We start from the raw sequence: 14,784 nt of genomic DNA, 5'->3' as shown, positions 1-14,784 counted from the left end.
TATTGCTTTATCCCACTTTTATGATAACCGATTATTTGTCCGGGATTATACTGATTATTTGTTAAGGTTAGTTATGGAATTAATCCCTGAATTGGTTAGGTTGTTAAGAAAAGATAAACAATTGTTAAGTTGAGGGATTAAGGTGCTAAGGGATTAAGCGATTCGGCAAAGCCGACGCTTCGCGAACGCATCCCAGCTATTGTTATAGCAGAAGTCAGAAGTCAGAAGTCAGAAGTCAGAAGTCAAACTCTTGCGCTTAGTTAGGTTTGAGACTTTTGTCATGTCCGCGCCTGCCCTGGCGACTGCTATACAACTTTCTCTTCCGCCAATCTCCCCATCCCCCCATCTCCCTATCTCCCCATCTCCCCATCTCCCTATCTCCCGATCCAAGCAATCTACTCTCTTTGAATGCAACTCGGTATCAATCCCGTTAATATCCCGGTGGAGCTTCATACTCTCCGGTGATTTCGGTCAATTTCTCAGCAATTGCGATCAGTCTCATATCACTCCCTCGTCTTCCTACCACTTGCACACCAATGGGTAAGCCTTTCTGGGACAGGGTAAAGGGTAGGACTATTACCGGGTTACCAGCTAAGTTAAAAAGTGTGGTGTAAGCACCAATAGCTTTCAAATAAGGAAACTGCTTACCATCTATCTCAATCGGTTCTCCTGATGGGCGATGGGTAAATGCTGGTATTGGTACCACAGGACACAACCAAACATCCCAATCAGATAAGAAGCTTTCTAGCTCAGTAATTATACGATGGCGTTTATGAAGAGCATGTTCATACTGTTGTTGATTGACCTGGGATAAACCAAATTCAAATCTGAGAATATCGCTATAGGTTTCCCTTGCTACAGTAAAGTCCAAATTCGGTGGGTTATGTTCCTCAATACAACAACCTAAATTTTCTAGAGATAATGCCAGTTTCTCTAAGCATCTCTTGGTTTCTGTTGATGCTGGAATATCACCAAAACCTCTTGTCCAAGCGTAGCGGTATGCCCGTAAATTCTCTAGTTTAGACTGCTCTGTCGGTATAGGAAGTAACCAATTTTGTTGCGGATCGAGTCCTTGAATTAAGGATAGACACAAGCGCAAGTCTTCTACACAGCGAGCTAAAGGTCCTATGGTTTGTAAGTGTCGGATGGTTTTTGGCTTTCCTGGTAGCTCTGGAATATGTCCAAAGGTTGAAACACGATGCTCCGTAGGCTTCAGGCCAAATACACCACAAAAATGCCCAGGAACACGGATAGAACCCCCAAGGTCACTACCTAGTTCCAAAGGGGACAATCCAGCAGCGACGGCGGCTGCACCACCCCCAGTACTACCACCGCTCGTATAGTCCAGATTCCAGGGATTATTTGTTCTCCCAAACAGGGGACTATTGGTTTGAAAATCTGTCGTCAGTTTTGGTGTATTGGTCTTTCCCAGAAGAATTGCTCCCGCTGCACGCAGTCTAGCCACAACGGTAGCGTCTTGAGTTGGGACGTAATTAGCTAAAGGTTCGTAGCTACTGGTAGTCCGTAATCCCTTAGTTTCTAAGCTGTCCTTAATGGTTACCGGTACTCCATGTAACCTACCCCAAATTTCCCCTCGTGCTAAAGCGTCGTCAGCTTCTTTGGCTCGTTGATAGGCATTTTCTGCATCTAAAGTAATAATCGCGTTTAGTTTAGAATTGTGCAGAGCAATATGCTCAAGATGAGCGTCTAACACTTCCACCGATGAGACAGTGCGATCGCGAATTGCTTTTGCTAATTCAGAGGCCGAAAAAAATACTAACTTACTCATTACAGATTACAATCAGAGGCTGCGGTTATGACAGATCCAACCACTGAAGGGAATACCCACTTTATCTCCCCACGTGTACTAAAGGGATTAGAGTACCAGACCCCCATCAGCAAATTTTATGCCGAAGCGACCTATATGAGTCGCCGCACTGAGCCGGAAAGTCTTGATTTTACCTTGGGTGATTCCCATGAAATGCCACTACCAGGTTTTGTAGAAGCCTTGCAGCGTTCGAGCATACCGCAAAATCAAGGTTGGTATGGCTACAAGGGAAATATTCCAGAATCACGGGAGACTGTATCCGCTGCTCTTAAGGATAAACGCGGAATTTCCATATTGCCCGAAGATATTTTTATGACCAATGGTACAATAGTTGGTCTAGCAATTTGTCTGCACATCCTGGCTGGGGATGGAGATGAGGTAATTATTCTAACTCCACCCTGGTTAGGTTATAGGCGTATGGTTCATCTTACTGGTGCCATGCCGGTGGGTGTGCCTGTGGATACCAACACCTTTGATATGGAACTCGATGCGATCGCAGCTGCAATTACAGAACGCACTCGGGCAATAATCGTCAATTCACCCCACAATCCCACAGGTAAGATTTTCTCAGCAACAACCCTTGAGGGTTTGGCTGCTATACTCACCGATGCTTCTAGACGTTATGGTAAGCCCATTTACCTAATTTCTGATGAAACCTTCAGCCGCATTGTCTTTGATCACCAGGCTTGTCCTAGCCCTACCCAGTTTTACCCATTTTCTTTTTTGGTATATGGTTACAGCAAGACGTTCATGGCTCCTGGTCAACGCATAGGGTATATTGCTTTACCATCCACTATGCCCAATCGCCAAGAAATCAGGCGAGTCATTGGCATGTTACAACAAAGTTCTTTTGGTTGGTGTTATCCTAGTGTGTTAATGCAGTATGCTCTAGGAGACCTGGAGCAACTAAACCTTAATATCGAGCATTTACAAAAAAAGCGCGATTGGATGGTCAAAGCACTGCGAGACATGGGTTACAAGCTCCGCACCCCTGATGGAACATTTTTCCTATTGGTGCGCTCCCCTTGGCAAGATGACTGTGCTTTTGCCGAGTTACTGGCCAGTCACGGGGTCTTCGTGTTACCTGGAACGCCGCAGGAAATACCAGGTTATCTTCGCATCTCCCTGACTGCCAGCGAAGAGATGATTTCCCGTGCCCTGCCCAAATTCCAAGCCGCATTCCAAGACGCGATCGCATCTATTGACACTGCCCGGTCGTTCTGATAGCGATTAGACCTCTTGCAAAAATAAATATGAAATCAAAATCTATCCCTTTTGCCTTTTGCCTTTTGCCTTTTGCCTTGCTTTGTTGTATTAATGCTTAAGTACAATCCGATAACGAGGCTTACCATTGCGGAGTTTGTCCATGGCTTCATTAACCTGGTCAAATGCAAAGGTTTCGGTAATGGGTTCAATACTATGTCGGCCAGCAAACTCAAGCATACGGCCAATCGTAACCGGACTGCCTGAAGGGCTACCAGAGATAGATTTCTGACCAAGTAATAAGGGAAACACTTGACTTGACACTGGATTGGGAGTGACTCCCACGAAGTGTAGCCTACCCTTGGGGCGTAAGGTAGCAATGTAGGTATCCCAGTCCAAGTCAGCGCTGACCGTAGAAATGATCAAGTCAAAGGAATTGGCAACCGCCTCTAAAGCCTTAGGGTCACGAGAGTTAACAAAGTGGTTTGCTCCCAGTTGTCGTGCTTCCTCTTCTTTATCAGGACTAGTGGAAAAGGCAGTGACATCGCAACCCCAAGCCTGAAGAAAGCCCAGTGCGATATGACCCAGTCCACCAATACCAATCACACCCACTCGGCTAGTAGGTGCGACATCAAACTCCACAATCGGATTAAACACAGTAATGCCAGCACAAAATAACGGACCAGCACTAGCAGCATTCAGGGTTTCCGGTAGAGGAACAATCCAGCTGTGATGGGCACGAACCTTGTCAGCAAACCCCCCATGGCGACCGATAATTGTACCTTCTGCAGTTAGGCAGAGATTATGGTCTCCTGACATACAGCACTCGCAGCCCATGCAGGACTTAGAAAACCAGCCTAGTCCCACTCGTTGTCCAACTTGTAGCGTCGTCACGTTCTGTCCCAATGCGGCCACGGTACCAACTACCTCGTGACCGGGGACAAAGGGATACTGAGTTAGTCCCCACTCGTTATCCAACATACTTAGGTCGCTGTGGCAAATACCACAGTATTCCACATTGATTTCTACTTCCTCTTGCCCCAAAACCCCTGGGTCGTATTCAAAAGGCTTCAGTTCTCCACCAGGTTCGTCGGCTGCGTAGGCTCGAATCATTGTTTAAATTTATGGTGTAAATTTATCTCTTCATTTATAGCAGTTTTAATTTGGGTGAGGGAGTAGGGAGTAGGGAACAGGGAGTAGGGAGTAGGGAGTAGGGAATCGGGAGTAGCGCTTTTTCCATCAATCCTATGTTTACATCTCAACTAAAAAGGCTATATGAAGTCAAGTTTTTTTTTGACGCTAATTGCCTGAAAAACTTATTTATTATTTCTTTTTAATAAATGACTTTTTCTGAGCTATTTATCCAGCACAAAAAACTAATATCGGATGTGATATAGCGCTACGCTTAGTATTAACAAATAATGAAAATAAAACTTTTAATAACAATATAGGGCTTGTAGGGTGGGCAAAAACATTTTGCGTAAGCATTCAGCGGTCAGCCGTCAGCGGTCAGTGGTCAGCGGTCAGTGGTAAGTGGTCAGTGGTAAGCGGTCAGCCGTCAGCCGTCAGCTTCTTTTATTAAAAAGCTGTTTCCGTAGCTTGGCCAATAGCTGATAGCTGATAGCTGATAGCTGATAGCTGAATGCTTACCATTTTGCTTGTTTTAAGTACTCACGAAATGATGACTTTGCCCACCCTACTTGTCGGGTGGGCAAAAACAGTGCCAGCGTAAGCATTCAGCTATAGCGCGTGTCGCGTATCAGCTTCAGCCGTCAGCTATCAGCTATCAGCCGTCAGCTATCAGCTTATGCGCTACTGTACGGTGCTACTGTTCGCGCAGCGTGGGCGTAGCACAATCGGTGCTTTTGAATAAAACAGGTAAGCATTGGTTTAATGCTGAGTTACATCTTTTAAATAAAACAGGTAAGCATTGGTTTAATGCTGAGTTACCTCCCAGCGTCGAAGCCTGTGCCACAAAGCTGACGGCTGACGGCTGACGGCTGACGGCTGACGGCTGAATGCTTACGTGCCAGCAACTAGTAGGGTGGGCAAAAACAGTTTGCTTGTTTTAAGTACTGACCAAATCATGACTTTGCCCACCCTACTGGAATCATCAGCTTGTCGGGTGGGCAAAAACAGTGCCAGCAACTGATAGCGATTAGGGCGTGTCTTCTTGCCTCGGAGATCCCCCTAAATCCCCCTTAAAAAAGGGGGACTTTGAGTATGGCTCCTTCCTTTTTTTAAGGGGGGCTGGGGGGGTACATAATCTTGCGGAAAACTTTGAAAACACGCCCTAGACCGACCAGGGCGGGGAGTATCCCGAATACTACCAGACTGATTAAGAGCGATTGCCCTTGTTCTTGAGATTCTCGCGCCATTCCCTGAGCTTATCGCGCAGTAATTCTAAATTCTTCTGTCTGTCTCCATACACACTTCTGTTGAATGTCTTCATACTCTTTTGATCGTACACACTATCGACTTCTACCCCTCCCAGAGAGTCCTCTAAAATACCACCTTGCGATTTTTTTCGACCTCGCGTTCTGGGATCATAGCATACCTCACCCACTTGAAATTCAGCCATCATGTCACTATCCTCATGGCCCAAGTTATGACAGTGAATCATATATCGCCCCTCGTGAGGACCAAAATAACCACCAATGTCCATGGCTTCACCAGCGGGAAGATAAAAAACGTCCTTCCACCCTTTTTCATATTCGTTCACGGTTATATCTTTTAATTTGTATTCCTCTGGGAGGGGATCACATGTTGTGATCTGCCATTCTTCCGGATCGATTGTGTATCGTTTAATTAAGAAGGTGTCGATCAGATGAACATGTACTGGATGGCCTGGTTTCTCATTAGATGGATTAATTATCCTCCAGACTTGAGCGTCTTCTAGCTTCAGCTTTGCCTGATCCTCCTTATCAAAGAAGGGCGGGTTAGCAACCTTCCTATATTCCCACGGTTTTTTCTCACCTGGATCTACATCTTCTCGATTTTCATCTTCTTGATTTTCCCACCCTTGTTTCCAATAGTGCGGACAAATGTCATTATTTTCATTAACAGCCCCAATGAACCAGATCTTTTTATCCTCCGAAGGGTTCACCTTCCCAGTGTTGAAAACTAGTGTTTGATTAGGTGTTATAGTTGCTGGAATATCTTCTGTCTTATTAGGAGGTTGATTCTCCACAGTCAATCCACCATCAGGAGGATCAGATGGATCTGGGGGATTGAGAGGACCGACAATGTTGAATTTCATCAAAGCTGTATATTTATTTTGCTTCTCATTATAATGAGAAAGAATTACATCATCTGTTTCACATTCACTGAAGTCAACTACAATTTCGTAGCGTTCCCCAGGAGTAATCCTGAGCTCACTCAATTCCATTGCCGTTGGTATCATTCCACCATCTGATGCAATGACCTTGAAGGTTTGCTGATTCTCCAATACACTACTTGTCAGAGTACCAATCTTAAGAACAAGTTCCTTCGCATCCGTGGCATTTAATAACCGGAAGCGGTACTTGCGCTTGTATACATCCAGGTAGGGTTGAAGATCTCCATTCACCAGGACGAAAGATTTATATTCATTTTTCTTTGGATCACAACCCGAAGTACTTTCCGTAAACTTATTTGTAATTTCCGGACACTTATATGCAGCACCCTCAGGGAGGTCTTTATTTTTTCCTATTAGTGCATAAGGATGGGATTGGAAGATGAGGGGCACATCATATTTGTCTTCGCCATCTGGTTCTGGGTCTAGGCCACTTTTTTTGCAAACGCCTAAGGCACCATCTTGGAAGTTGTCATAACGATTACCAGTACCAGGCAAATTCAGCTCTTTTTCATGGCATGGATCATAAACAATGTACATCCCGACCATGCCCATCGCAACATTTCTTTGGGTATGCTCAGCAGCGTGGTCGTGATACCAAATCGTAGCGGCACGATCATTGGGATAAATATAGTCTTTATACTCACCAGAAGGATCTACCAAACTATCACGAGGATAGATCTTATCATCAGCAAACCCATCATATTCAGGCAGTGAGGTCATTCCATGTAAATGAATGGAAACACCAACTCCCGTTTTTTCTTCACACTCTGCTAGTACTTCTTTACACTCTGCTAGTACTTCTTTACACTCTGTTGTTATTTCTTTACACTCTGTTGTTAGTTTTTTACAATCTGTTGTTAGTTGTTCACAATTTATGTTGTGCCCTTTTGGAAATGCGTCCAACTTATTGATGAATCGAACAACGGAGGTTTTATCCACCTCTTGACGAATGAGCGGACCGGGAGTATTTCCTTCAAGCGGATCCTGACCCTTATAACTCCAGATCTCAACCTCATCGTCTGGCCCGATTTTTTGTGTCGTTGACACAATTTCAATCTGATATCGGTTTACATCACCAGACGTATCACTTGGATCCAACACCTTTGGAATCCTGAGTTCTTGGGAATATGCGTGCCATGGAATCGCCGCAGAAAATGGGAGAGGTCGCGGCTCTGCGGGTGGATAATAAGTAAATGCATCCTGCGCGAATGCTTTTTGCGGCCAATTGAATAACAGTAGTGAAGAAGGTAAGCTGCTGAGTCCCAACTTCATTAAAAGTCGTCTTGAAATGTTCATTACCTAACTTAAATGTCGCACTATACCACTACAGGTGACAAGGGAGGTTAACAGACTTAATCTCTGCCAAACAAACAACTTTGACAACCTGTAATAGGACATTACATAATTTTCTACGGTCAGTCAATAATGGCAGCGGAAATTTTCCTGTGGATTCCTCCTCTACTGTTAGGACTTACGCAAATCCCTCCATTTAACGCTACCTGTAGGGTTGGCAAGGTTTTCCCCACCCTACCCATGGATTATGTGCTGACTGTATTAACTTGTGTAAAGTGCGTAGGGTGCGTTAGGGGAGGGATGGCCATAATATTCAACTTCGTAGCCAGTAGCCCCGTAACGCACCAGCCATGGGTGAGGCCAGGGATGGCCATGATCTTCTGGCGGTGCGTTACGGGACGGGCTGTCTGATCACGCACCCTACGAGGCGCAAAATCAGGGCGAGCCCGTCTGATCACGCACCCTACGGCTAAATTCTAAATTCCTATTATGAAAAAACTATCATTTATATTTGCGATGCTCTTTCAGAGCCACTGCGTGAACGCATTAACCTGCTTCCTACCATCCGGTAAAGCCTTATCAAACTCTGTTGTCATCACACCCAATTCCCAATTCCCAATTCCCGATTCCCGATTCCCGATTCCCGATTCCCGATTCCCGATTCCCGATTCCCAATTCCCTAAACTAAAAAATGCCCCTCACCCAATTGAAAACTGCCAGATTGGCCTAATAAAAATTAACAGAATTAAAAGGGATTTTATGAAATAATTATATCAATTCGGTAGCTCATTTTTATTAACATGAAACCTCGGGTTGACGGACTTGTGCAAGCAAGTACCTTTGTTCTGTGTTCTTTAGTGGGTGCAACTACAGCATTAGGACAAATCACCCCAGATAATACCCTGGGGAATGAAAGCTCTGTAGTAACTCCCAATGTCGATGTTAAGGGTGCCCTGGCAGATTTAATTGAAGGTGGGGCGATTAGAGACAGCAATCTATTCCACAGCTTTTCGGATTTCAATGTGGGTGAGATGGGGCGGGTTTATTTTGCTAATCCTGCTGGAATTGCAAACATCCTGAGTCGGGTAACTGGAACTAATGTTTCCAATATTTTGGGAACTCTAGGAGTGTTGGGCAATGCTAACTTGTTTGTGATTAATCCAAACGGTATTTTCTTTGGTCCCAATAGCCGACTAGATCTAGGAGGTTCATTTTTTGGGAGTACTGCTGATAGTGTGTTGTTTGAAGATGGCACAGTATTCAGCACTAAAAATCCCAATGAGAAACCGTTGTTGACGATTAATATACCTTCTGGGTTGCAATATGGTTCCAATCCAGGGAGTATTACTAATCAGTCTCGTCGTGAGTTTGGGGAACAAATTAATGGTCTTCGGGTACCAAATGGTCAAACATTAGGGCTGATTGGTGGTGAGGTTAATATTCCTGGTGGCGTTAATGGTGCATTGGATGGACGGATTGAGCTGGGGAGTGTTGGTTCTAATAATGTGGTGAACCTGACACCAAAGGATACTAGTTTTGTATTGGATTATTCACCAGTTCAACAGTTTCAGGATATTAGTTTGTCCGACGGTGCTTTGGTTGATACCAGTGGCTTTGGTGGTGGGAGTATCCAGGTGCAGGGGGCTAATGTGAGTTTACGCGATCGCTCTTTTGTGTTTGCGGATACCCTCGGAAGTCAGAATGGCGGTGGGATAGTTGTTGAGGCTTCACAGTTGAGTCTTGAGGGTGGTTCTAGGATAACTGCGGATGTATTGGGCTCAGGACAGGGGGGAGATTTGAGAGTGAATGCCTCTGAATCTGTTCGAGTAATTGGTGTATCGGCTGATGGTACTTTCAGCGGTTTGGGAGCCAACCTGATTGGAGGAGCAACAGGAAAAGCGGGAGATTTGAGGATTACCACTGGGCAGTTAATGGTCTCTGATGGAGCACAAGTTGGTGTTAACACTTTTGGTGAAGGGGACGGGGGAAATTTGACTGTGAATGCCTCATCTACGGTTCAACTGATTGGTACTGATGCCAATCCTGAGTTTCCCAGCGGCTTGTTTGCTGTAACTCTTGGGACAGGAAAAGCGGGAGATTTGAGTATTACCACTGGGCAGTTAATTGTCTCTGATGGAGCACAAGTTTCAGCTGACACAAGGGGTGAAGGGGACGGCGGAAATTTGACAGTGGATGCCGACTCGACTGTTCAACTGATTGGTAGGTCAGCGGATGGTAAGGTTGGCAGTGGCTTGTTTGCTCAAGCTAATCGAGGCTCAAAAGGAAAAGCGGGAGATTTGAGGATTACCACTGGGCAGTTAATGGTCTCTGATGGAGCACAAGTTGGTGTTAACACTTTTGGTGAAGGGGACGGGGGAAATTTGACTGTGAATGCCGACTCGACTGTTCAACTGATTGGTACCTCAGCCAATAGTCAGTTTCCCAGCGGCTTGTTTGCTCGAACTCTTGGGACAGGAAAAGCGGGAGATTTGAGGATTACCACTGGGCAGTTAATGGTCTCTGATGGAGCACAAGTTTCAGCTAGCACAAGGGGTGAAGGGGACGGGGGAACCTTGAGTGTGAATGCCGACTCTATGGTTCAACTCATTGGTAGGTCAGCCAATGGTCAGTTTGGCAGCGGCTTGTTTGCTCAAGCTAATCCAGGCTCAAAAGGAAAAGCGGGAGATTTGAGTATTACCACTGGGCAGTTAATGGTCTCTGATGGAGCACAAGTTTCAGCTGGCACAAGGGGTGAAGGGGACGGGGGAACCTTGAGTGTGAATGCCGACTCTACTGTTCAAGTCATTGGTACCTCAGCCGATGGTCAGTTTCCCAGCGCCTTGTTTACTGAAACTGAAGGGACAGGAGATGCGGGAGATGTGAGTATTACCACTGGGCAGTTAATTGTCTCTGATGGAGCAGCTATTTTAGCTGGCACAAAGGGTGAAGGGGACGGGGGAACCTTGAGTGTGAATGCCGACTCTACTGTTCAACTCATTGGTACCTCAGCCGATGGTCGGTTTGCCAGCGCCTTGTTTACTGAAACTGAAGGGACAGGAGATGCGGGAGATTTGTTGAAAATTACTACTGGGCAGTTAATTGTCTCTGATGGAGCAGCTATTAGTGCTAGAAGCACTGAACAGGGGAGTTCAGCAGGCGAGGTAGAGATTAATGCCAACTCTATCTTCCTTGACAACAAAGGAAGGATCACAGCAGAAACAGCAGGAGACAAAGGCAATATTACTCTATCTTCCCGTGACATCCGACTGCTTAACCAAAGCAAGATTACCACTGATGCCCAGAATACCACTGGGGGCAATATAGACATTGATACTGAAACCCTCGTCGGTCTCGGAAATAGCGACATCACCGCCAATGCTCAAGAAGGCGAAGGAGGTCGTGTTGAGATTAATGCCCAAGGCATCTTTGGCTTAGAGTTTCGGGTACGTGAAACTCCAGAAAATGACATCACCGCCACCTCCAACCTTGGCCCATCCTTCAGCGGTGAAGTCATACTCAACACCCCAGACCTAGACCCAACATCAGGCTTAATCGAGTTACCAGGAAGCCTAGTAGATGCAGAAGCTATCCTGGCCAATGACCTTTGTGGCTTTGAGAATAATCGGATTGCTGGAGGGAGTTCCTTTACCATTACCGGAAAAGGGGGTTTACCACCGACTCCAGAAGATCCAGTGATTAATGCCCACAGAACAGTCAGGTGGAGAACTCGTCCTAGGTTAGCCAGCACCAGACAAAAATTACAACAATTACCGCAGCAACCCTCAGTGATCACCCCTCAACCTCCCCAAGAAAAAAAAGTGATTATCGAAGCCCAAGGCTGGGTAATAGCAAAGGATGGCACGATTATTCTGACCGCGCAACCGTTTAAGGGAACTCCTGTTGAGCAGATATTGCCCCATCTTGATTGCCATTCGGGAACAGGGAACAGGGAGTAGGGAGCAGGGAGTAGGGAGTAGGGAGTAGGGAGTAGGGAGTAGGGAGTAGGGAGTAGGGAGTAGGGAGTAGGGAGATGGGGAGATGGGGAGATGGGGAGATGGGGAGATGGGGAGATGGGGAGATGGGGAGTAAGATCAGTTTTCCCTCTTGCCGATTCCCGATTCCCTCTTGCCGATTCCCTCTTGCCGATTCCCAATTTTAAATTCTAAATTCTCTATTCCCTATTCCCTATTCCCTATTCCCTATTCCCTGTTCTAAATTCTAAATTCTAAATTCTAAATTCTCTATTCCCAATTCCCAATTCCCTTAATTATTATGAAAAAACTATCATTTATATTTGCCATCGCATTAATAACCTGCTTCCTACCATCGGCGAAAGCATTATCAAATTCTCCAGCAATCACACCCGATTCCCAATTCCCGATTCCCGATTCCCGATTCCCGATTCCCGATTCCCAATTCCCGATTCCCGATTCCCGATTCCCGATTCCCGATTCTCCAGAACAACAAGCCCAACAACTCTATGAAACAGGTCAATATCAAGAAGCGATACCGTTGTTGGAGCAAATGATTAGTAACTACAGCGACAGTGGCGACCTTATTGGTGAAATTAATTCCTTAGTCAATCTAGCTTTAGTTTATCAAACCTTGGGAGACCTAGACCAAGCTAAACAAACCCTATCCCAGAGTTCGATCAAACTATCAAAACTTGATAATACCAAAGAACGTCAAGAATTACAAGCCCAAATCCTAGAAGTCGAAGGACAAGTATACTTATCACTAGGTCAGGCGGAAAAAGCCTTATCGACTTGGCAGCAAACTAGTGCTATCTACCAAGATATCGGAGACTTAACTAGATTAACAGAAAATCAGATTTACCAAGTGCAAGCCTTACGAGTATTAGGGTTGTATAATAAAGCCACTAAAACCTTAACTAAAATCACAGAAACTATCCAAGAGCAACCGGATAGCAAACTCAAAAGTACCGCCCTCCAATACCTAGGTGATGTGCTGCGCCGAGTGGGTAAATTCCAAGACTCTCAAGAAATTTTACAACAAAGTTTAGCCATAGCCGAAAACTTACCAGATCAGACCTTGATTGCTGATAATCTGCTCAGTTTGGGAGATACAGCTAGATTAAAAAGAGACACAGAATCCGCTTTTTATTTCTATCAACGGGTTGTGGAAGAATCTCCCTTACCCGATATTAAGATTCAAGGACAATTAAATCAATTGAGTCTATTGATAGCTAAAAAAGAGTGGTCACGAGCCAGAGGGTTATTGCCAGCTATCCACAATACTTTAACTAAATTATATCCCAGTAAAACAGCAATCAATGCTAGAATTAATCTAGCCAAAATCCTATTAAAACCTACAAAATCACAACTCACAACTCCAAACGACCAGGCTACTTATCTCGCTGATGCCCTTAAGCTGGCTAGGGATTTAGGAGATAAAAGAGCGGAAGCAGAAGCCATCGGTAACTTGGGAACCTTATACGAACAGCAATCACGTCTTGATGAAGCCCAATACTTAACCGAAAAAGCTTTACTGATTGCTCAAGAAATCCAGGCTCCTGATTTAGCCTATCAATGGCAATGGCAACTGGGCAGAATCCTCAAGCTAAAACAGGATAAAAAAAACGCGATGTTCCGTTCGCGAAGCGGTTCCAAAGGAACAAGGAACCGCTCCGCGATCGCAGCCTATTCTCAATCCGTTAAAACCCTGCAATCTATCCGTAGCGACCTAGTCGCGATTAGTAGCGATATTCAGTTTGATTTCCGAGAAAGTGTCGAACCAGTCTACCGAGAATTAGTAGGACTACTCCTGGAACCCAATGCATCTCAAGAAAACCTCAAACAAGCACGAGATGTGATTGAATCCCTACAACTAGCGGAACTAGACAACTTTTTTCGGGATGCCTGTTTAGATGCCAAACCAGTTAAAATCGACGAACTAGACCCCAACGCCGCTATCTTCTATACCATTATCTTGCCAGACCGCCTGGAAGTAATTGTTACCTTGCCCGGAAAACCCCTGCGCCAGATCACCACTAACTTACCTCAAACAGAAATAGAACAACAACTGGCTTCGGTAAAGAGCAATATTACTAGCCCTTGGCGAGTTCTGAGAAAGGAAAACTTACAAAAAATACACGACTGGTTAATCGGCCCGATTGAAGCGGAACTAGCCAACAGTAACATCCTCACCCTAGTATTTATACCAGACGGAGCCCTGCGCAATCTTCCCATGTCCGTGCTTTATGACGGGGAAGACTATTTGATCGATAAATATAGTATTGCGGTAGCACCTAGTTTACAATTAATCGACCCTCAAGCTTTAGTCAGACAAGAATTTTCGGTTCTGAGTGCTGGAGTGACGGAAGTTCGTCCCCATCGTCCAAATTTAGCACCACTTCCTGGGGTGAAGGTGGAATTAGACAATATCAACGCCGAAGTTCCCTCATTGATTCTACTCAATGAGTCCTTTACTGAATCCAACTTCAATACAGAAGTTAATACCTCTGCTTACGAAGTGGTTCATCTAGCCACTCATGGTGAATTTAGTTCAGTAGCTGAAGAAACCTTTCTCCTGACCTGGGACGAGGAGATCAATATCAATGAGTTAAATAGTCTGATCAGAACCGATCAAAAGCAAAAAAATCCGATTGAATTACTCGTCCTCAGTGCTTGTAGGACAGCCGCAGGAGACTCCCGAGCCGCTTTGGGATTGGCTGGAGTAGTAGTGCGTGGGGGGGCACGCAGTACCATGGCCAGTCTCTGGTATGTGGACGATCTAGCTACTACAGAGTTAATGACTCGCTTCTATCAGAAGTTAGCCAAAGGCAAGGTTACCAAGGCTGAAGCTCTGCGTCAAGCTCAACAGGAGCTGTTGGAGAGCGAGCCATTTAATCACCCCTATTACTGGTCAGCTTTTATTTTGCTGGGAAATTGGTTGTGAAAATTAGGGAGTAGGGGGTGGGGGGTAGGGGGTAGGGTGTAGGGTGTAGGGGGTAGGGGGTGGGGGGTAGGGAGTAGGCAAAAGGCAAGAGGCAAGAGGCAAAAGGCAAAAGCTACCCCACACCCTATTAGTGCGTTAGTGCAATAGTTTTTCTGACCCTTCTTACCACCCTCTGGCTAGAGATGGCGGTAATGTCTTGATGCAA

General features: G+C 45.4%; 8 protein-coding genes. 4 read left to right on the top strand and 4 right to left on the bottom strand.

What is annotated here, in order from left to right; genetic code table 11:
• Positions 1-430: 430 nt before the first annotated feature.
• Positions 431-1,789 (bottom strand): amidase, encoded by a 1,359-nt coding sequence (locus tag F6J90_RS08140; RefSeq protein ID WP_293091968.1) that lies wholly within the window; start codon positions 1,787-1,789, stop codon positions 431-433.
• A gap of 27 nt (positions 1,790-1,816) precedes the next feature.
• Here F6J90_RS08140 and F6J90_RS08135 point away from each other — a divergent pair, with 27 nt between their 5' ends.
• A complete protein-coding gene (locus F6J90_RS08135; RefSeq protein ID WP_293091967.1) occupies positions 1,817-3,052 on the top strand; it encodes an aminotransferase class I/II-fold pyridoxal phosphate-dependent enzyme in 1,236 nt (411 codons plus the stop codon).
• Between the two features lie 90 nt (positions 3,053-3,142).
• Here the strand turns inward: F6J90_RS08135 and F6J90_RS08130 are convergent, their stop codons facing one another.
• Positions 3,143-4,144, bottom strand: a complete 1,002-nt coding sequence (locus tag F6J90_RS08130) for an NAD(P)-dependent alcohol dehydrogenase (protein WP_293091966.1) — start codon at positions 4,142-4,144, stop codon at positions 3,143-3,145.
• Between the two features lie 1,225 nt (positions 4,145-5,369).
• Positions 5,370-7,664 carry a multicopper oxidase domain-containing protein gene (locus F6J90_RS08125; RefSeq protein WP_293091965.1) on the bottom strand — a complete coding sequence of 765 codons (2,295 nt, stop codon included), beginning with the start codon at positions 7,662-7,664 and terminating at the stop codon, positions 5,370-5,372.
• A gap of 797 nt (positions 7,665-8,461) precedes the next feature.
• Here F6J90_RS08125 and F6J90_RS08120 point away from each other — a divergent pair.
• The 3 genes from F6J90_RS08120 (at position 8,462) to F6J90_RS08110 (ending at position 14,579) form a co-directional block, all read left to right on the top strand.
• Positions 8,462-11,617: an S-layer family protein gene (locus tag F6J90_RS08120; protein WP_293091964.1), complete on the top strand. Its 3,156-nt coding sequence runs from the start codon at positions 8,462-8,464 to the stop codon at positions 11,615-11,617.
• 74 nt (positions 11,618-11,691) lie between these two features.
• The gene (locus F6J90_RS08115) at positions 11,692-11,820 is read left to right on the top strand and encodes a hypothetical protein (RefSeq protein WP_293091963.1); all 129 of its coding nucleotides are present in this window, start codon (positions 11,692-11,694) and stop codon (positions 11,818-11,820) included.
• Between the two features lie 113 nt (positions 11,821-11,933).
• Entirely contained in the window at positions 11,934-14,579 is a 2,646-nt protein-coding gene (locus tag F6J90_RS08110) for a CHAT domain-containing protein (RefSeq protein WP_293091962.1), read from the top strand.
• On the opposite strand, the gene F6J90_RS08105 is transcribed toward F6J90_RS08110, so the two are convergent.
• Positions 14,554-14,688, bottom strand: a complete 135-nt coding sequence (locus tag F6J90_RS08105) for a hypothetical protein (protein ID WP_293091961.1) — start codon at positions 14,686-14,688, stop codon at positions 14,554-14,556. The genes F6J90_RS08110 and F6J90_RS08105 overlap by 26 nt on opposite strands.
• Positions 14,689-14,784: the final 96 nt, after the last annotated feature.

This window comes from Moorena sp. SIOASIH (assembly GCF_010671925.1).
Lineage (GTDB): Bacteria > Cyanobacteriota > Cyanobacteriia > Cyanobacteriales > Coleofasciculaceae > Moorena.
Note: the sequence above shows the minus strand (reverse complement) of the source record. Positions and strands in the feature narration are given on the sequence as shown.

What these genes read in the sequence shown, in the direction of transcription:
- F6J90_RS08140 (WP_293091968.1), bottom strand. Translation starts at nt 1,789, where the DNA reads ATGAGTAAGTTAGTATTTTTTTCGGCCTCTGAATTAGCAAAAGCAATT.
- F6J90_RS08135 (WP_293091967.1), top strand. Translation starts at nt 1,817, where the DNA reads ATGACAGATCCAACCACTGAAGGGAATACCCACTTTATCTCCCCACGT.
- F6J90_RS08130 (WP_293091966.1), bottom strand. Translation starts at nt 4,144, where the DNA reads ATGATTCGAGCCTACGCAGCCGACGAACCTGGTGGAGAACTGAAGCCT.
- F6J90_RS08125 (WP_293091965.1), bottom strand. Translation starts at nt 7,664, where the DNA reads ATGAACATTTCAAGACGACTTTTAATGAAGTTGGGACTCAGCAGCTTA.
- F6J90_RS08120 (WP_293091964.1), top strand. Translation starts at nt 8,462, where the DNA reads ATGAAACCTCGGGTTGACGGACTTGTGCAAGCAAGTACCTTTGTTCTG.
- F6J90_RS08115 (WP_293091963.1), top strand. Translation starts at nt 11,692, where the DNA reads ATGGGGAGATGGGGAGATGGGGAGATGGGGAGATGGGGAGATGGGGAG.
- F6J90_RS08110 (WP_293091962.1), top strand. Translation starts at nt 11,934, where the DNA reads ATGAAAAAACTATCATTTATATTTGCCATCGCATTAATAACCTGCTTC.